We start from the raw sequence: 18,190 nt of genomic DNA, 5'->3' as shown, positions 1-18,190 counted from the left end.
GGGCGACGATGGACGGACCGCTGCACGACAAGGACACCGAGACGCTGCGGAGGATGGCGGTACGCGGCGGCATCGAGGGGGCCGCGCACATGGAACGGGAGGACCTGCTGGACGCCCTCGTCGCCCGGCCCGGCGAGGGCGCCTGGCAGGAGGACCCGAAGCCGGCGGCGGTCAACCCCAACGACTTCCAGTACCAGGCGCCCCGGTAGCCCGTCGGGCGCTCCACCGCGTCCCACCGGGCCGGTAGGGTGTCGCGGTGCTTACGCGCGGAGTGGTGCTCAGCGACCGGTACCGCCTGGACGACCGGGTGGCCACCGGCGGCATGGGCGCGGTCTGGCGGTGCACCGACCTCATGCTCGAACGCACGGTGGCGGTGAAGGTGCTGCTGCCGGCGTTGAGCGCGGATCCCGAGTTCGCGGCCCGGTTCCGGGCGGAGGCGCGGATGCTGGCCGCACTGCGCCACCCGGGCGTGGTCGCCGTGCACGACGTCGGCTGGTCCGTCCTCGCCGACGACAGCCAGGTCGACTACCTGGTGATGGAGTACGTCGACGGCCAGCCGCTGAGTTCCTGGCTGCGCCGCGCGGGGCGGCTCGACCCGGCCTCGACCATGTCGGTCGTGACGCAGGCCGCCGAGGCGCTGCACACGGCCCACCTCGCCGGCATCGTGCACCGCGACGTGAAGCCGGGCAACCTGCTGGTGAGGGCCGACGGCCGGGCGGTGCTGGTCGACTTCGGCATCGCCCGCTCCGGCACGACGGCGGGCATCACCGCCGCCAACGTGATGCTCGGCACCGCCGCGTACATGTCGCCCGAGCAGGCCGCCAACCAGCCGGTCTCCCCGGCGACGGACATCTACGCGCTCGGCGCGGTGGCGTACTTCTGCCTGACCGGCCAGCCGCCGTTCGACGGGGACAGCCCGCTCCAGGTGGCGCTGCGGCACCTCCAGGAGGAACCGCCGCCGCTGCCGCCCGACGTACCGCCTGCGGTGGCCGCGCTGGTGCGGCAGGCGATGGCGAGGCAGCCCGACGACCGGTTTCCCGACGCGGCGGCGATGGCCGACGCCGCGGCGGGGGCACGCGACGCGACCCTGACGGTGGTGCCGACGTCCGCCCGACCTCCGTGGGCCCTCGCCGGCCCGACCGCCCCGGCGCAGGCCGTCGCGGCAACGGACCCGGACGCCGCCGCCACGGCCGGGACCGCCGGATCGGTCGTACCGCCGGATCCGTGGGCGCCGCTGCCGCCCGTGGCTCCCGCCCTGGCGCACGCGGGGCCGGGCACCCCGAGCGGCGCCTGGGGAGCGGTCCCGCCCACCCGGGAGGACCCGGTCGCGCCACCGCCGGCCGCCGCCCCACGTGCCCCGCAGGGCGACCCCGCGGCGGCGCGGCGGCGTCGGGCCGTGCTGCTCGGGGCGGCGGCCACCGCGTTCGTGGTGCTGGCCGGGCTGGTGGCGAGCGCCGTCCTCCCCGACGACGGTTCCACCGCCGCGAACGTGCCGGCGGCGCTGGGCGGCGAGCCCGCGGTGGTGGGCTCGCCGGGCGCGGCGTCCGACGGCGGCACGGGCCGTCTCCGCGTCGAGCCCACCCCCGGCGTCACCCGCGCGGCGGCCCCGTCGGGCTCCGTCACGCCCTCCGCGTCGCCGGTCGGCCCCTTCCCGGTCCCGACGCCCGGCGACGGCGGGCCGACCCTGACCGCTCCGGCCCGGCCCAGCTCGGAGCCGACGGCCGGCCGACCGGCGAAGCCGAACCCGTACACGCCCGTCGAGGCGTGCGGCAGCGGCTACACGGTGATCGACTCGGCCACGCTGAGCGCCTCGGGCAGCCGGACGGGCCGGGTCTACCTGCTCTACCACCCCGGCAGCGGCAACAACTGCGTGGTCACGATGAAGGAGACCGCGGTGGGCACGGCGACGGCCGCCTCGGCGTGGCTGGAGGTACGGGGCCGGGCGCGCAGCACCGACAGCGGGTCGTTCTCGTACTACGCCGGACCGGTGAAGGCCAAGGCCGCCGGGGTGTGCGTGAAGTGGGGCGGATCCACCGGCGGCGCCAGCTACGCCAGCGGATTCGAGCACTGCGGCTGAGCGTGGACCCGGGGTCCTCCTGCCCTCGGCGGCGGCCCGCCGGCCGCTCGCGGGGGTGCGGGCCGGACCGTGACCCCCGCACCTCCGGGCGGCCCCATCCGGGCGCTGGCTCTAAAGTACGGGCATGTCCGTTGACGGGTGGAACACGATCCTGGTGCTCGGCGGTATCCGGTCCGGAAAGTCCGAGTTCGCCGAGGCGCTGGTCGCCGACGCGCCGACGGTCCGCTACGTGGCCACCGCCGCCGACGCCCCGACCGACGACGCGGAGTGGGCGGCCCGCCTGGCGGCGCACCGCGCGCGTCGACCGGAGACCTGGACGACCGAGGAGACCGCGGACGACCCACGCCGCCTCGCGGACGTGATCGCCGCCGCCGGGCCCAACGAGACGCTGCTCGTCGACGACCTCGGCGGCTGGGCGACCGTGCTGCTCGACCCTGCGCACCAACCGGCCGACGACACCGCCACCATCGCCGAACTGGCGGCGGCGGTCCGCTCCTGCGCGGCCCGGCTGGTGCTGGTCAGCCCCGAGGTCGGGCTCTCCCTGGTGCCCACCACCCCGCTCGGGCGCGCCTTCACCGACGCCCTGGGCGCGGCGAACCGGGCGGTCGCCGACGCCTGCGACGCGGTGGTCCTCGTGGTCGCCGGCCAGGCCGCCTGGCTGAAGCCGGGCGGCCCGCAGCCGGTCGCCGTACCCGCACAGGCCGCTCCCGCGCAGGCCGAACCGGCGCAGGCGCGCGCCGCCGCCGTGGCTGCCGTCGCCACCGGTCAGCCGGTGGCCGCGCCGCAGCCCTCCCCGGAGGTGCTCACCCCCGGCACGTCGCCGGCACCGGTCACCCCCGCGGCGGCCGGCGGCACCGGCTGGGCCGCCCCGACCGTGGCGCTGCCGATGGTCGCCACGGGCCTGGTCATCCAGCCCGGCATGGAACTGCCCATGCCCGACGAGTACACCGGTCCGCAGGCCATCGAGCGGCTCGCCACCCTGGACGTGCCCGGGGCGGGGCTGGGCGTGCTGGAGCAGGTGGTCGGGTTCGCCGCCGCCACCCAGGGCACCGCCACGCCGGCCCCGTGGGACTCGGTGCGGGTGCTGCTGCTGCACGGCGACCACCTCGGCGGCGCCGCCGCCGGCAACGCCGAGGGCGAGTCGGCGCGCCGGGCCCGCCAGGCCCGTGCCGGCCAGGGGGCGCTGGCCCGGCTCGCCGCCGAGAGCCGCGCCGAGCTCCAGGTGGTGGAGGTCCCGACGTCCGCGCCCATGGAGGTCGAGCAGACGCTGGCGGGAGAGCAGGTCGAGGTCGCCCTGCGGTACGGCTGGCGGCTCGCCGAGGAGGCCGCCGACGCGGGCGTACGGCTGCTGGTGCTCGGGGCGTGTGGTGCCGGCACCGAGGCCGCCGCGGCGGCGGTGCTGGTGGCGACGGCGGGCGCCGAGGCGCCGGCGGTGCTCCGGCGGGTGGTCACCGACTCGGGTGAGATCGACGACGCGGCCTGGATGAGGCGGTGCGCGGCGGTGCGGGACGCCCTGCACCGGACCCGGCTCTCGCCGCGCAGCGCCAAGGACGTGCTGGCGGAGCTGGGCGGCGGGGACGTCGCCGTGGCCACCGGTGTGCTGCTCGGCGCCACCGCCCGCCGGCTGCCGGTCATGCTCGACGGGCCGGTCGGGGTGGCCGCCGCCCTGGTCAGCCGCGACCTCGCCGGGCAGGCCCGACACTGGTGCCTGCTGGCCGACCACGGCGGGCACCCCGCCGTGCGGCTCGCCGCCGATGTGCTCGGCCTGACGCCGCTGTTCGACCTGCGGCTCGACCTGGGCGAGGGCGCCAACGCGCTGGCGGCGCTGCCGCTGCTGCGCTCGGTGCTGGCGCTGGCCGCCGCGCTGCCGGCGCACCCGTCGCTGGGCGGCGGCGGGGACGCCGGGCCGGACACCGACGAGCCCGACTTCCACGAACCGGAACCGGCCGGCCCCGGACCGACCAGCACCGACGGGCCCGACTTCCGGGAGCCGGCCGGACCCGGCCCGGACGAGCCCGACTTCCGGGAGCCCGAGCCGGCCGGGCCGGGACCGGTCAGCACCGGGCCGGAGACGGAGGCGGTGGATCCGTCCGGCCGGCGTGCCGGCTGAGTCGCGGTTCGCCGACGGGGCGCGGCTGGCGCTGACCACCTTCACCACCCTGCCGGTACGCGCCGGTCGCATCGACCGCTCGGTGGCGGGTACGGCGATGGCGCTCGCCCCCGCCGTCGGCGCGCTGCTCGGCGTCGTCCTCGGCGGGGTCCTGCTGCTCCCGGGTGCGCTCGCGCCCCCGCTGGTCGCGGCGGCGGTGACCGTCGGGGCCGGGGCGCTGCTCACCCGGGGGCTGCACCTGGACGGGCTGGCCGACACCGTGGACGCGCTGGGGTCGTACCGGCGGGGAACGGCCGCGCTGGAGATCATGAAGAAGCCGGACGTGGGCCCGTTCGGGGTGGTCGCGCTGGTGGTCGTACTCCTGGTGCAGACGGCGGCCCTCGCGGAGCTGGCGGGGCGGTCGTGGCCGGCGGCGCTCGCGGCCGTGGTGACGGCGACCGCCGCCGGGCGGCTCGGCGTGGCGGTGGCCTGCCGGCGCGGGGTGCCGGCCGCCCGCCCGGAGGGGCTCGGCGCGCTGGTCGCGGGCACCGTCGGGCCGGTCGCCCTGGCCGCCGGGGCGGTGGCCGTCGCGCTGCCGGCGCTCGCGGCCGTGCCGGGCCGCCCGTGGCAGGGGCCGCTGGCCGTCGCCGTCGCCCTCGCCGTCGCCGTGGGGCTGCTGCGACACGTGGTACGCCGGCTCGGCGGCGTCACCGGCGACGTGCTCGGCGCGACCGTGGAGGTCGTCACCACGCTGGTCTACCTGGGAGTGGTGCTGTCCGGCTGAGCGGGGCACACCCCGGCGGGTAGCGTTCTCCCACGACAGCACCCGCCGACCGGGGGACGACATGCTCATCACGGACGACTTCCTGCCCGTACCGGTTCCGGAATCGCTGAGCGCGACCTACCTGGTGCCCATGACGGGGCTGCCGAAGGTGAGCACGAAGTCCGCCGTGGCGCAGCTGACCGGCCGCCTGGCCGAGCCCGTGCACGGGCTGGCGCGGCAGATGCTCGAGAGCCCGCTGATGAGCGTGGACACCCGGCCGATCGCCGAGTTCCCCGAGCTGCCGCCGGACCTGCTCACCGCCTTCGGCGCCACCGAGGCGCAACTGGCCCGGCTGGCCGCCGCGAGCCACCTGGTCGTGGTGCAGGCCGAGTACCGACCCGGTTGGCCGCCGGCCCACGAGTGGGCGGCCCGTGCCGTGGCCGCCGCCGTCGCCGAGACCGTCGAGGGCGACGTGGTGGACGTCTTCGGCCTCCAGTTCCTCGACCCGGCGACGGCGCTGCGCTCGCTGCCCGACGCCCAGGGGCGGATCCGGCTGGTCGACTGGGTGCTGGTGCCCTACTCGTCCGACGCCGAGGGACTCTGGTTCACCACGAAGGGGCTGCGCCGCTTCGGGCTGCTGGAGTTGCAGACCCAGGGCGTACCGGACCACCTGACCCGGGCCTGGGGCGCGGTGATGACCGGTGCCGCGCGGCGGCTGCTGCGGGACTGGACCGACGGGCTCTCCGGTGAGGAGGTGCCCGCGTTCGTGCAGCTGCCGGTGCTGGCCACCGTGACCGGACACGACATCGCGGTGGCGTACGGCAATCCGGAGCAGCACGGTGCGACGGCGCCGGTGCTGCTGCGGCTGGAGCTGGACCCGGCCACCGATCCCGACGCCGACTCGTTCCTCAGCCTGCGCCCGCCCGCCGGGTACGCCGGACCGGACGGCCGCTACTTCGCCACCGCCTGCGCCACCCTCTTCACCGGCATCCAGCCGGACGTGCGCTATGCCCGGCCGGGCGACGCGATGAGCCGGGCGGTCGCCACCGCCCGGGCCGGGCTGGGCGACATCCGGGCCCGGTTCCGCGCCGGCCAGCTCCCGCCGGAGACGCAGCTCGTGGTCAAGTACGGCCTGCCCGGCGACGACGGCCCGGAACTCGTCTGGGCGGGGGTGACCTCGTGGGACGACCCGGAGCGGATCGAGGCGGCCAGCGCCAGTGACGCCGACACCGACCCGACCGTGCGCATCGGCTCCCCGGTCGTGGTGGAGGCCGCCGACGTGGTCGACTGGGCCGTGCTGGACGGCACCGGCGTCATCGAGGGCGGCTGGACCCAGGCCGTCCTGGACGCCGGCGAACGCCCCCACCCCCCACTCTGACCCTCCCTCCCCACCTCCCACTCCCACCCACTCCCGCCCTCCCCGCCCGCACCGTCGCGTTGATCATGAAGTTGTTGCCGGGACACGCCGATCCGGGCGACAACAACTTCATGATCAACAGGGCGAGGCGGAGGGTGGGGCGGCGGTGCGGTGGGGTGGGTGGGTCAGCGGACCGAGGGGGTCACGAACGGGGGGCGGGTCACGCGCATCTGGGCGCGGCGGCCGCGGATGTCCACCTCGACCAGGTCGCCGTCGGCCAGCTTCGCCCCGGTGTCGAGCAGCGCGAGGGCGACGCCCTGCTTCTTCGTGGGCGAGAACGTGCCGCTGGTGATCGTGCCGACCTGCGCGTCGCCGACGTACACCGTCATGCCGGGGCGCGGGATCGCCCGGTCGACCGCCTCCAGGCCGCGCAGCGTACGCCTCGGGCCGGCGGCCTTCTCCGCGAGCAGCGCGTCGCGGCCCCAGAAGGCCGGCTTGTCCCAGCCCACCGCCCAGCCGGAGCGGGCCTGCACCGGGGTGATCTCCGGCGACAGGTCCTGGCCGTGCAACGGGTACCCCATCTCGGTGCGCAGGGTGTCCCGGGCGGCCAGCCCGCAGGCGCGCAGCTCGGGATCCGCCGCGAAGAGCGCGTCCCACACCGCGACCGCGTCGGCCGCCGGCACCACCAGCTCGTAGCCGAGCTCCCCGGTGTAGCCGGTGCGGCACACCGTCAGCTCGACCCCGTCGAGCGTCGCCGTGGAGAAGCTCATGTAGTCGTGGTCGGTCGGCAGGCCCAGCGCGTCGAGCAGCTCGGCCGAGCGCGGCCCCTGCACGGCGAGGACGGCGTACGCCTCGTGCTCGTCGGTGACCGTGACCGACGGCGGCGCGGCGGCGCGCAGCCGGCGCACCACCTCGGCGGTGTTCGCGGCGTTCGGGATGAGGAAGACGTGCTCGTCGTCGTGCAGGTACGCGATGATGTCGTCCACCACGCCGCCGGTGGCGTCGTCGCAGCAGAGGGTGTACTGCGCCCGGCCCGGCCCGATGCGGCCCAGGTCGTTGCTGAGGCAGGCGTTGACGAACTCCGCCGCGCCCGCCCCCGTGACCCGCGCCTTGCCCAGGTGCGAGACGTCGAAGACGCCCACCCCGGTCCGCACCGCGGTGTGCTCCTTCAGCACCCCGCCCCCGGCGTACTCCAGCGGCATCTCCCAGCCACCGAACGGGGCGAACTTGGCGCCGCGAGCGGTGTGCCGCTCGTGCAGCGGAGAACGGCGCAGCCGGGTCGCGGCGGCGTCGGAGGTCACGTCGGTCATGGGTGGGAACTTACCGGGAGCTGGACGGCTGGTTAGCATCGGCGGGACCCGTCGGAGCCGTCGGCGGGACAGCCCCGACCTCCGGCGGGTACGTTCCGCCGGAGACCTCCATCGCCGGTACGCGACGACGCGACCGGCCCGGCCCGCCCGGAGTAGCTTCAGTGACATCGCCCAGCACCACCCTGAGCCTGGTCGACACCGACCCCGCCGAGCTAGCCGTCGACGCGATCGTGATCGGCGTGCACAGCCAGACCGGAGAGCAGGCCGCCACCAGCGGCCTGGCCGGGACCCTGCTGCTGGCCAGCGGAGCGGAGAGCATCGCCGCCGCCTTCGACGGCAGGCTGACCGAGACGCTGGCACTGCTCGGCGCGACCGGTGGCCCCGGCGAGGTGATCAAGCTGGCCACGCTGGGCACCGTGACCGCCCCGGTGGTCGCCGCCGTCGGGCTCGGCCCGGAGCCGACGGGTGCCGCCCCGGCCCCGGAGACCCTGCGCCGGGCCGCCGGCGCGGCCGTACGGGCGCTCGCGGGCGCGCCGCGGGTGGCGCTCGCGCTGCCGCTGCCGGACGACGCCGACGCGCCGGCGGCGCTGCGCGCGGTCGCGGAGGGCGCCCTGCTCGGCGGCTACCGCTTCGCCGGCTACAAGACCCGGCCCCAGCCGGCCCGGCGCGAGCCGGTCGCCGAGGTGCTCATCGCCGTGCCGGACGCCGCCGACGCCGGCGCCCAGGCCGAGATCGCCCGCGCCCAGGTGGTCGGCGGCGCGGTGCGGCGCAGCCGCGACTGGGTCAACACCGCCCCGAACGAGCTGCGCCCGCCGTCGTTCGCCGACTCGGTGGCCGACGCCGCCCGGGAGGCCGGCCTGACCGTCGAGGTGCTCGACGAGGCGGCCCTGGCCGAGGGCGGGTACGGCGGCATCGTCGCCGTCGGACAGGGCTCCGAGGCCCCGCCGCGGCTGGTCAAGCTGAGCTACACCCCGGCCGGCGGCGGCAACGGCAAGCGGGTGGCGCTGGTCGGCAAGGGCATCACCTTCGACACCGGCGGCATCTCGATCAAGCCGGCGCAGGGCATGTGGGAGATGAAGTCCGACATGGGTGGCGCCGCCGCGGTGGCCGCGACCATGCTGGCGATCGCCGCGCTCAAGCCGTCGGTGGCCGTGACGGCGTACCTGCCGATGGCGGAGAACATGCCGTCCGGGCGGTCGTACCGGCCGGGTGACGTGATCAGCATGTACAACGGCAAGAAGGTGGAGGTGCTCAACACCGACGCCGAGGGCCGGATGATCCTGGCCGACGCCATGGCGCGGGCCTGCGAGGACGGCTGCGACTACCTCTTCGAGACCTCCACCCTGACGGGCGGGCAGGTCGTCGCGCTGGGCAAGCGGATCGCCGGCGTGATGGGCACCCCCGAGCTGTGCGAGCGGGTCCGGGACGCCGGCGACGCGGTCGGCGAGCCGGCCTGGCCGATGCCGCTGCCGGACGACGTACGCAAGGGCATGGATTCCGACGTGGCGGACATCTCCCAGGTCAACGCCGGCATGGACCGGGCCGGGCACATGCTCCAGGGCGGGGTGTTCCTGCGGGAGTTCGTCAGCTCCGACGTCGCCTGGGCGCACATCGACATCGCCGGACCGAGCTACCACTCGGGCGAGCCGACCGGCTACTGGACCAAGGGCGGCACGGGCGTGCCGGTGCGCACGCTGGTCCACCTCGTGGAGGACGTCGCCGCCAACGGCTGACGGGTGCGGAAAGGGCCCTTCACCGACGCGACGCGTCAGGTGAGGGGCCCTCCCCGCGTCTGCCGGAGGCGGGGGTCAGAACAGCTCGGGGCGGCGCTTGCGGCGCTCGTTGAAGTCGCGCATCCGCTGCGGGTAGCCCATCAGCCGCACGTCGTAGACCGGGATGCCCATCCGGTACGCGAAGCGGCGCGCGCCGTCGGGGCCGTCGATGCGCCGGCGGGTCCACTCCCCGTCGTCGGCGATCAGCATGACGGTGGTCTCGGTGACGGTGGTGCGTGGCTCGATGTACGCCTCGACCCCGCGCCGGCTGCGGACGAAGCCCTCCAGGTGCTCCAGGTCGGCGCGGTCGGCGGCCCGGTCCAGGCTGACCGCCCGCGTCTTCTTTCGTCGCCGGAACAGTCCCACCGAGCGTCTCCCCCTCCGGTCCGTCATGCGAGCCAGTGCCAAGGGTACGTGCCACGGACGTGTCGTTGGGCACCTCGGTACGCGGGCGGCGGGCGGTGGTGACAAGATGACCGAGGTGGGGTGTGCCCGTCTTACCCCGCCATGACCCCCCGAAGCAGTGACGCGACCTGGGAGTTGGACGTGAGCGAGCCGAACGACGCAACCTTCGACATCGTCATCCTCGGAGGTGGCAGCGGCGGCTACGCGACCGCCCTGCGCGCCGTCCAGCTGGGCCTGAAGGTCGCGCTGGTCGAGAAGGGCAAGCTCGGCGGCACCTGTCTGCACAACGGCTGCATCCCGACCAAGGCGCTGCTGCACGCGGCCGAGATCGCCGACCAGACCCGCGAGTCGGAGCAGTTCGGCGTGAAGACCGAGCTGGTCGGCATCGACATGGCGGGGGTCAACTCGTACAAGGACGGCGTGATCTCCCGGCTCTACAAGGGCCTCCAGGGCATGCTGAAGGGCAACAAGGCGATCACCATCGTCGAGGGGCACGGCAAGCTGGTGGGCAAGAACGTCGTCGAGGTCGACGGCAAGCGCTACACCGGCCGCAACGTCGTGCTGGCCTCCGGGTCGTACGCCAAGAGCCTGCCCGGCCTGGAGGTCGACGGCGAGCGGGTCATCACCAGCGACCACGCGCTCACCCTCGACCGGGTCCCGGCCTCGGCGATCGTGCTCGGCGGCGGCGTGATCGGCGTCGAGTTCGCCAGCGTGTGGAAGTCCTTCGGGGTGGACGTCACGATCATCGAGGCGCTCCCCCGGCTGGTCGCGGCCGAGGACGAGGAGTCCTCGAAGGCGCTGGAGCGGGCGTTCCGCAAGCGGAAGATCAACTTCAAGGTCGGCAAGCCGTTCGAGAAGGTCGAGAAGACCGACAAGGGCGTCAAGGTCACCATCGCCGGCGGTGACACCGTCGAGGCGGAGCTGCTGCTGGTCGCCGTCGGGCGCGGCCCGAACACCGCCGACCTCGGCTACGAGGAGCAGGGCGTCAAGATGGACCGCGGCTACGTGCTGACCGACGAGCGGCTGCGCACCAGCGTGCCGAACGTCTACGCCGTCGGCGACATCGTCCCCGGCCTCCAGCTCGCCCATCGTGGCTTCCAGCAGGGCATCTTCGTCGCCGAGGAGATCGCCGGCCAGAACCCGGCCGTCATCGACGAGGCCGGCATCCCGCGGGTCACCTACTGCGACCCGGAGCTGGCGTCGGTCGGCCTGACCGAGGCGAAGGCCAAGGAGCAGTACGGCGCCGACAAGGTCAAGACCTACAACTACAACCTGGGCGGCAACGGCAAGAGCCAGATCCTCAAGACGGCCGGCTTCGTCAAGCTCGTCCGGGTGGAGGACGGCCCCGTGGTCGGTGTGCACATGGTCGGCGCCCGGGTCGGCGAGATGGTCGGCGAGGCGCAGCTCATCTACAACTGGGAGGCGTACCCGGCCGAGGTGGCGCAGCTCGTGCACGCCCACCCGACGCAGAACGAGGCCCTGGGCGAGGCGCACCTGGCGCTCGCCGGCAAGCCGCTGCACGCACACGCCTGATCACGACAACCGCGGCGTCCGGCGACGGGCGATGATCCCACCAGGGGAATGAAGGAGTCTTAGAAGATGCCGGTATCGGTCACCATGCCCCGGCTCGGCGAGAGCGTCACCGAGGGCACCGTCACGCGCTGGCTCAAGCAGGAGGGCGACACCGTCGAGGTCGACGAGCCCCTGCTCGAGGTGTCGACCGACAAGGTCGACACCGAGATCCCGTCCCCGGCGGCGGGTGTGCTGAGCCGGATCGTGGTCGGCGAGGACGAGACCGCCGAGGTCGGCAGCGAGCTGGCCGTGATCGCGGGCGAGGGCGAGTCCACCGGCGGCGGCGAGTCCGCCGGGCAGCAGGAGGAGCCGGCCGAGGAGGCCGAGGAGGCAGCCGAGGAGCCGCAGGCCGAGGCGGAGCAGCCGGCCGTCGAGGAGCCGCCGGCGCAGGCCGCGCAGGCGCCGTCGGGCGAGGGCACTCCGGTCAAGATGCCGGCCCTGGGCGAGAGCGTCACCGAGGGTACGGTCACCCGCTGGCTCAAGCAGGTCGGCGAGACCGTCGAGGTGGACGAGCCGCTGCTGGAGGTCTCCACCGACAAGGTCGACACCGAGATCCCGTCGCCGGTGGCCGGCACGGTCCTGGAGATCAAGGTCGCCGAGGACGAGACGGCCGCCGTCGGCGCCGACCTGGCCGTGATCGGTGCCGCCGGAGCGCAGGCGAAGCCGGAGCCCAAGGCCGAGCCGAAGCCCGAGCCCAAGGCGGAAGCCAAGCCCGAGCCCAAGCCGGAGCCGAAGGCGGAGGCCAAGCCCGAGCCCAAGGCGGAGGAGCCGACCCCGGGCCTGTCGTACAACGAGCCGTCGGCGGAGGCCGAGACCTCGGCGCAGCCCGCGCAGGCCGAGCAGAAGGCCGTCCCGTCGGCCCCGGCCGCGCAGCGCCCGTCGGCGCCCGCGCAGGGTGGCGGCGAGGAGGCCGCCGGCTACGTGACCCCGCTGGTGCGCAAGCTGGCCAGCGAGCACGGCGTCGACCTCTCCTCGGTCAACGGCACCGGCGTCGGTGGCCGGATCCGCAAGCAGGACGTGCTGGAGGCGGCGGAGAAGGCCAAGGCCGCCAAGGCCGCGCCGGCCCCGGCGCAGCAGCCCGCCGCGGCGGCGGCCCCGGCCAAGCCGGCCGCCAAGCCGCAGCCGAGCGCCAAGCGCGGCACGACCGAGAAGCTCCCCCGGATCCGGGCGACGATCGCCAAGCGGATGCAGCAGTCGCTGCACGAGATGGCGCAGCTCACCACCGTGGTCGAGGTGGACGTCACCAAGGTCGCCAAGCTGCGGGCGCAGGCCAAGGAGTCGTTCCAGCAGCGGCACGGCGTGAAGCTGTCGTTCCTGCCGTTCTTCGCCCTCGCGGCGGTCGAGGCGCTCCAGGCGTACCCGATCGTCAACGGCAGCATGGACCTCGACGCCGGCACGATCACCTACCCGGACTCGGAGAACCTCGGCATCGCCGTGGACACCGAGCGGGGCCTGATGGTGCCGGTGATCCACGGCGCGGGCGACCTCAACCTGGGCGGCATCGCCAAGCGGATCGCCGACCTGGCCGAGCGCACCCGCACCAACAAGATCAGCCCGGACGAGATCGCCGGGGCGACCTTCACGCTGACCAACACCGGCAGCCGCGGCGCCCTCTTCGACACCCCGATCGTGCCGTCGCCGCAGTCGGCGATGCTCGGCACGGGTGCCGTGGTCAAGCGTCCGGTCGTGGTCAACGACCCGGAGCTGGGCGAGGTCATCGCCGTCCGGTCGATGGTCTACCTGGCCATGTCGTACGACCACCGGCTGATCGACGGCGCGGACGCCGCCCGCTTCCTGGTCGCGGTCAAGGAGCGCCTGGAGGCCGGCAACTTCGAGGCCGAGCTCGGCCTGTAGTTCCCGCACGACGGCGAAGGGCGCCCCGGTCACCGACCGGGGCGCCCTTCGCCGTTCCGCCGCCCGAGCCACGGCGGTTGCCGACCTGCCGCCCCCGCCGACCCGCCATCGCGCCGTCCCGCCGTCCCGCCATCGCGCCGTCGCGCCGTCGCGCCGTCGCGCCGAGCTTCCCGGAGCGTCGTCCGGCCGCCGGACTGGTGCGATTCGGTCCCGGTGAGGACAGGGCGCTGCCAGAGTGACGGGGTGGGTGGCATCCGGTGGAGCGAGCGGCTGGGACCGGCCGTCTCGATCGCCCCCGGCGCCCGGGTCGACCGGTTCGAGGTGTTCTTCGACCTGGTCTTCGTCTTCTCGTTCTTCATCATCACCAGGACCACCGCCGCCCACATCTCCGGTTGGCAGATCGCGCACGCCATGCTCGTGCTCGCCGTGCTCTGGTGGTGCTGGGTGGTGCACTGCGTGGTCGCCACCCGGGTACGACTCGGCGAGGGCTTCGTCCCGGTGCTGATGGTCCTCGGCATGGCCGCGCTGTTCAGCTTCGCGCTGTCCCTCCCCCAGGCGTTCAGCGACACGAAGGACGTGGCCGCCGGCCCGGTGGTGGTCGCGCTCAGCTACCTGGTGATCCGGGGCGTGCACCTGTCGCTGTACTGGCACATCGCGCGGGAGAAGCCCGGCGAACGCCGGCTGCTGCTCAAGTACTCCCCGGAGATGGCGGTCAGCACCCTGCTGCTCATGGCCGCCGCGCTGATCCCGCCGCAGATCGAGGACACGGAGCGGGCCGGGATGCTGCGCAACGGGCTCTGGGTCGGCGTCGTGCTGCTCCAGTACGGCGGAGGTCTGGTCGCCGGCGCCTGGGGCTGGACGGTGACCTCCGCCGAGCACTGGACCGAGCGGTACGACCTCATCCTGATCATCGCCCTGGGCGAGTCGGTCATCTCCGTCGGCGTCGGCAGCAACCTGCTCGGTCAGCCCCCGACGTGGCCGGCGGTCGCCGCGGCGGTGCTCGGCATCTTCTTCACGGCCGCGCTGTGGTGGGCGCACTACGACGTGATCGCACCGGCCGCCCGGATCGCCCTGCACGCGGCCCAGGGCCGGCCCCGGGTCGCGATGGCCCGGGACGCGTACGCCTACTTCCACCTGCCGATGATCGCCGGAGTCATCCTGTTCGCCCTGGGTGCGGAGGAGATCGTGCACCAGGTCGCGGAGCCGGAGACGCCGATCGGGGACCCGACGCGTGGCCCCGGCGTCCTGCTGCTGTTCGGCGGAGTGATCTGCTACCTGTGCGCCAACATGCTGTTCCAGGCCCGTACCCTGCGCACCGTCTCCTGGACGCGGGTCGGCACGGTGCTCGTGCTCGCCGCCGCCATCCCCGTCGGCCAGCGGTTGCCGGGCTTGGCCGCCCTCGCCCTGCTCACCGCGATCTGCGTCGGGCTGGTGGCCGTCGAGGCGGTGGTCATGGCGGACTCCCGGCGTGCCCTGCGCGAGCTGGTCTTCGAGGAGAAGACCAGCCACGAGGCGCACGAGGCCGCCTGGCGCGCCCGCTGGCGCGAGCCCACCCCGGACGAGCCCTCGACCTGACACTCGGGCCCGGAGCACACCCCCTCCCGCAGGGCCGTAGCACTCCGTAGCACCCTGGATTAGGATCGTGTCGTGGCAGAGCACGCTCATCGGGAGATAACGCAGCGGGAGCTGCGCAACGACTCGGGCGCGATCATGCGGCACGTCGAGTCCGGCGAGTCCTTCGTCATCACGCGCAACGGCACCCCCGTCGGAAAGCTCATCCCGCTGCGCCGGCGCACGTTCGTCCCCCGGGCGGAGGTGCTCGCCGCCTTCGCGACGGCCCCCGTACTCGACGACGAGAGGTTCCGCGCGGACATCGATTCGTCGGTCGAGCAGGACCCGTTCAGCCGTGAGTGGTGAGGCGCCGGTCCGTGGCCTGATCGACACGAACGTCGTGATCCACCTCGGCGCCCTCGGCCCGGAGGACCTGCCCGAGCAGATGGTGATCAGCGCCGTAACGCTCGCGGAGCTCTCCGCCGGCCCGCACCACACCGACGACCGCGCCGAGCGGGCCCGGCGGACCAGCGTCCTCCAGCATGCCGAGGCCGTGTTCGAGCCGCTGCCCTTCGACGCCGAGGCCGCGCGGGCCTTCGGCCTGGTCACCAGTGCGGTCCTGGCCACGGGCCGCACCACCCGCCGCCGGCTGGCAGACCTGATGATCGCCTCCATCGCGTACGCGAACGGGCTGTCGCTCTACACCACCAACCCGGCCGACTTCGTCGGGCTGGAGGAGCTGGTCTCCGTCCGGCCGGTCCGGCGGCCCTGACCGGGCACGTGTCGCCGCGCCTGCTGTCGTAGGGTGGGCGCAGCGTCGCGGTGCACCCGGCAAGCAGACCGCCGAGGGCATGGAGGCGCGGGACAGCATGGGACACACATGCCCCCCATCACGCCGCACGAGCGCCTGCGGGCCCTCGGCAACCACCTGGTCGAGATCCACCTCTGGCTCCGCGAGGAGTTGGCCCGCCTGCGCGAGGGGGTGGGTGACCCAGGCGTACGGCCGAGGGACCTGCGAGCCCACTGCCTGGCCTTCTGCGCGGCACTGACCCGGCACCACACCGGCGAGGACGCCGGGGCGTTCCGGGTGCTGGGCGAGCGGATGCCTGAGCTGGCCCCGGTGCTGCGCGAGCTGGAGGCCGACCACCACATCGTGGCCGAGGCCCTGCGCCGGGTCGAGGAACTGGTCGGTGGGGCCGCGCCGCCCGACGAGATGCGGGCCGAACTGGACACTCTCGCCGCCCTGCTCGAGACGCACTTCGTCTATGAGGAGAAGAAGCTCGTGCGCGCGCTCAACGGGCTGACCGAGGGCAGCCCCGAGGGCCTCCTCGGGGTTCCGCTCCCGCCGCTCGACCGTGACCCTGGACCGGTCCGCTGACCCGCACCCGGGCGAGAGCGCCGGCGGCACCACGGGGGTCGACTCGGCGTTCGACCCGGCCCGGGGTCTGCCGGTAGCAGAATCGCGGTCGTCGGGCTTGGCCGGTAGGCAGCGCCCGGGCAGGGTGGGCGCATGGCGATCTTCTCCCTCCAGGCGGTCCCGTCCGACGGCCCGGGCTGGCTGGACCTGGCCCGGCGGGCCGAGGCGGCCGGCTTCGACACCCTGTTCACCGCCGACCATCCGGGTTCGGCGGCGTCCCCCTTCGTCTCGCTGGCCGCCGCCGCGGCGGTGACCGAGCGGATCGGCCTGGGCTCGTACGTCTCCAACGCCGGGGTCCGCGAACCGATGCTGCTCGCCTCGGACGTGGCCTCCCTCGACCTGCTCTCCGGCGGGCGGGCCAGGTTCGGCCTCGGCGCCGGCCACACCCCGGCCGAGTGGCGCGCGATCGGGCGGGAGCGCCCCGACGTCGCCGGGCGGGTGCGTCGCTGCCTGGCCGTCGCCGAGGCCGTCCGCGCCCTGCTCGACGGCGAGGAGGTCACCGTCGACTCCCCCGACCTGGTCATGCGGGCCGCACGGCTGGAGACCCCCCGACCGGTGCAGCGGCGGATCCCGTTCACCCTCGGCACGGCTAACTCCACCATGCTGCGCTGGGCCGGCGCGCACGCCGACGTCGTCGGGCTGTCCGGGCTCGGCCGTACTCTGCCCGACGGCCACGCGCACACGGTGCGCTGGCGCGAGGCCGACATCGAGCAGCAGCTCGACTGCGTCGCGGCCGGGGCGGCCGGGCGGGCCGAGCCGCCGGTGCTGGAGGCGCTCGTGCAGCACGTCGCCGTCACCGACGACGCCGAGGCCGCCGCCGCGTCCACGGCGGCCGACGTCGGGCTGACCGTGCCGGAGCTGCTCGCGACACCGTTCGTGCTCGTCGGCACCGAGGACGAGATCGTCGCGGCGGTCGCCGCGCACCGGCGCCGCTGGGGCGTCACCCACTTCGTCGTACGCAAGGACGCGCTCGACCCGCTCACGCCGGTACTGGCCCGCCTCGCCGCCTGAGCAGCGCACGGAACGACGACCAGGACGGCCGCTCCGGCTCTCCTGGCGAACCCGCACGAGGCCCCCTCGACGCCGCACACGGCGATCGCTCTGCCTGCCTACCCACGATCGTTGGCAGCTCAGCAACGGCCACCCCGGCGGGTCGAGTCGTTCAGCTGCCAACGATCAGGAACTGCCCCTGATGCGGCGTCTCGATGTTCGGCATGGACAGCAGCAGTGAGCAGCAGGGCAGCGGAGCATGGAACTCCGGTTGCCAGCCAGTGACCCCTATGAATCAGTTCCGACCTTCCGGTCATCGAAACCTTCTGACATCATCCGACGAAAGATCGAAGGTTATGACCGTGGAGGTTAGGATGCTTTCCCGCCTGACGAGTTCCCTCAGCATCGCCGTGCTGGCGACCGCCGCGTTCCTGGTTCCGGCGTCGCCCGCCGCCGCCGCACCGTCGTTCCGGGTGCCGTTCCCGTGCAACCAGACGTGGTCCGGTCAGACCCGCAGCGACCACAGCCCGCAGTACGCGATCGACTTCAACCGGGCCAACGACCACGGCGACCCGGTCAAGGCCAGCGCCCCGGGCACGGTGGACCGGGTCACCAACCTCGGTGACACCAGCTACGGCCGGTACGTACGGATCAACCACGGCAACGGGTACACCACCTACTACGCCCACCTCAGCGGGTTCAACGTCTCGGTCGGCCAAACCGTCGGCTACGGCACGACCATCGGGTACGTGGGCACCAGCGGCGGCTCCACCGGCTCGCACCTGCACTACGAGCAGCGCCTCAACGGCGCCGACATCAAGGTGCGCTTCAGCGGCAACCTGGCCCTCTACTACGGGACGAAGAACTACGTGCGGCTCGCCGGCTGCTGATCCAGCTGTCGACCGCCCCGGGGTTCCGGGCGTGGGGGGGGGGGCGGGCCCGCCCGGCCCCCCCCCCCCGCCCGGGGGGGGGGGGGGGCGCGGGCCCCCCGCCCCCCCCCCCCCCCCCCCGGCGCCGGGGGGGCCCCCCCCGC

At 74.5% G+C, this 18,190-nt stretch carries 16 protein-coding genes; 14 read left to right on the top strand and 2 right to left on the bottom strand.

Annotated features, from left to right (window positions below; translation table 11 throughout):
* Window positions 1-8: 8 nt before the first annotated feature.
* The 5 genes from ACGFIG_RS12300 to ACGFIG_RS12280 all read left to right on the top strand — a co-directional run bounded on the left by ACGFIG_RS12300 (window position 9) and on the right by ACGFIG_RS12280 (window position 6,307).
* On the top strand, window positions 9-209 hold the full coding sequence (locus tag ACGFIG_RS12300) for a hypothetical protein (RefSeq protein ID WP_393002007.1): 201 nt from the start codon (window positions 9-11) through the stop codon (window positions 207-209).
* Between the two features lie 47 nt (window positions 210-256).
* A complete protein-coding gene (locus tag ACGFIG_RS12295; RefSeq protein WP_393002005.1) occupies window positions 257-2,077 on the top strand; it encodes a protein kinase in 1,821 nt (606 codons plus the stop codon).
* A 124-nt stretch (window positions 2,078-2,201) separates the two neighbouring features.
* The gene (locus tag ACGFIG_RS12290) at window positions 2,202-4,187 is read left to right on the top strand and encodes a bifunctional adenosylcobinamide kinase/adenosylcobinamide-phosphate guanylyltransferase (RefSeq protein ID WP_393002003.1); all 1,986 of its coding nucleotides are present in this window, start codon (window positions 2,202-2,204) and stop codon (window positions 4,185-4,187) included.
* On the top strand, window positions 4,177-4,950 hold the full coding sequence (gene cobS / locus ACGFIG_RS12285) for an adenosylcobinamide-GDP ribazoletransferase (RefSeq protein WP_393002001.1): 774 nt from the start codon (window positions 4,177-4,179) through the stop codon (window positions 4,948-4,950). The genes ACGFIG_RS12290 and cobS overlap by 11 nt, the downstream gene beginning before the upstream one ends.
* A gap of 61 nt (window positions 4,951-5,011) precedes the next feature.
* Window positions 5,012-6,307: a DUF2314 domain-containing protein gene (locus ACGFIG_RS12280; RefSeq protein ID WP_393001999.1), complete on the top strand. Its 1,296-nt coding sequence runs from the start codon at window positions 5,012-5,014 to the stop codon at window positions 6,305-6,307.
* A 164-nt stretch (window positions 6,308-6,471) separates the two neighbouring features.
* Here the strand turns inward: ACGFIG_RS12280 and gcvT are convergent, their stop codons facing one another.
* Window positions 6,472-7,596 carry a glycine cleavage system aminomethyltransferase GcvT gene (gene gcvT, locus ACGFIG_RS12275; protein ID WP_393001997.1) on the bottom strand — a complete coding sequence of 375 codons (1,125 nt, stop codon included), beginning with the start codon at window positions 7,594-7,596 and terminating at the stop codon, window positions 6,472-6,474.
* A gap of 161 nt (window positions 7,597-7,757) precedes the next feature.
* Here gcvT and ACGFIG_RS12270 point away from each other — a divergent pair, with 161 nt between their 5' ends.
* Window positions 7,758-9,329: a leucyl aminopeptidase gene (locus tag ACGFIG_RS12270; RefSeq protein ID WP_393001995.1), complete on the top strand. Its 1,572-nt coding sequence runs from the start codon at window positions 7,758-7,760 to the stop codon at window positions 9,327-9,329.
* A 75-nt stretch (window positions 9,330-9,404) separates the two neighbouring features.
* On the opposite strand, the gene ACGFIG_RS12265 is transcribed toward ACGFIG_RS12270, so the two are convergent.
* Window positions 9,405-9,734, bottom strand: coding sequence for a hypothetical protein (locus ACGFIG_RS12265; protein WP_393001993.1), 330 nt, complete (start codon window positions 9,732-9,734; stop codon window positions 9,405-9,407).
* Window positions 9,735-9,875: 141 nt separating this feature from the next.
* Here ACGFIG_RS12265 and lpdA point away from each other — a divergent pair, with 141 nt between their 5' ends.
* The 8 genes from lpdA to ACGFIG_RS12225 all read left to right on the top strand — a co-directional run bounded on the left by lpdA (window position 9,876) and on the right by ACGFIG_RS12225 (window position 18,047).
* Window positions 9,876-11,306 carry a dihydrolipoyl dehydrogenase gene (gene lpdA / locus ACGFIG_RS12260; protein ID WP_393001991.1) on the top strand — a complete coding sequence of 477 codons (1,431 nt, stop codon included), beginning with the start codon at window positions 9,876-9,878 and terminating at the stop codon, window positions 11,304-11,306.
* Between the two features lie 66 nt (window positions 11,307-11,372).
* Window positions 11,373-13,199, top strand: coding sequence for a 2-oxoglutarate dehydrogenase, E2 component, dihydrolipoamide succinyltransferase (sucB, locus tag ACGFIG_RS12255; RefSeq protein ID WP_393001989.1), 1,827 nt, complete (start codon window positions 11,373-11,375; stop codon window positions 13,197-13,199).
* Window positions 13,200-13,442: 243 nt separating this feature from the next.
* Window positions 13,443-14,774 (top strand): low temperature requirement protein A, encoded by a 1,332-nt coding sequence (locus tag ACGFIG_RS12250; RefSeq protein WP_393001987.1) that lies wholly within the window; start codon window positions 13,443-13,445, stop codon window positions 14,772-14,774.
* A 72-nt stretch (window positions 14,775-14,846) separates the two neighbouring features.
* Window positions 14,847-15,116, top strand: coding sequence for a type II toxin-antitoxin system prevent-host-death family antitoxin (locus tag ACGFIG_RS12245; RefSeq protein ID WP_132236089.1), 270 nt, complete (start codon window positions 14,847-14,849; stop codon window positions 15,114-15,116).
* Window positions 15,106-15,522: a type II toxin-antitoxin system VapC family toxin gene (locus tag ACGFIG_RS12240; protein ID WP_393001985.1), complete on the top strand. Its 417-nt coding sequence runs from the start codon at window positions 15,106-15,108 to the stop codon at window positions 15,520-15,522. Before ACGFIG_RS12245 ends, ACGFIG_RS12240 begins: the two co-directional genes overlap by 11 nt.
* Window positions 15,523-15,630: 108 nt before the next feature.
* Complete coding sequence (locus ACGFIG_RS12235) at window positions 15,631-16,128, top strand: hemerythrin domain-containing protein (protein ID WP_393001983.1); 498 nt, start codon at window positions 15,631-15,633, stop codon at window positions 16,126-16,128.
* Window positions 16,129-16,260: 132 nt separating this feature from the next.
* On the top strand, window positions 16,261-17,178 hold the full coding sequence (locus ACGFIG_RS12230; protein ID WP_393001981.1) for an LLM class flavin-dependent oxidoreductase: 918 nt from the start codon (window positions 16,261-16,263) through the stop codon (window positions 17,176-17,178).
* 353 nt (window positions 17,179-17,531) lie between these two features.
* Window positions 17,532-18,047 (top strand): M23 family metallopeptidase, encoded by a 516-nt coding sequence (locus ACGFIG_RS12225; protein ID WP_393001979.1) that lies wholly within the window; start codon window positions 17,532-17,534, stop codon window positions 18,045-18,047.
* Window positions 18,048-18,190: the final 143 nt, after the last annotated feature.

This window comes from Micromonospora sp. NPDC049048 (assembly GCF_043197615.1).
In the GTDB taxonomy this organism is placed as follows: domain Bacteria; phylum Actinomycetota; class Actinomycetes; order Mycobacteriales; family Micromonosporaceae; genus Micromonospora.
Note: the sequence above shows the minus strand (reverse complement) of the source record. Positions and strands in the feature narration are given on the sequence as shown.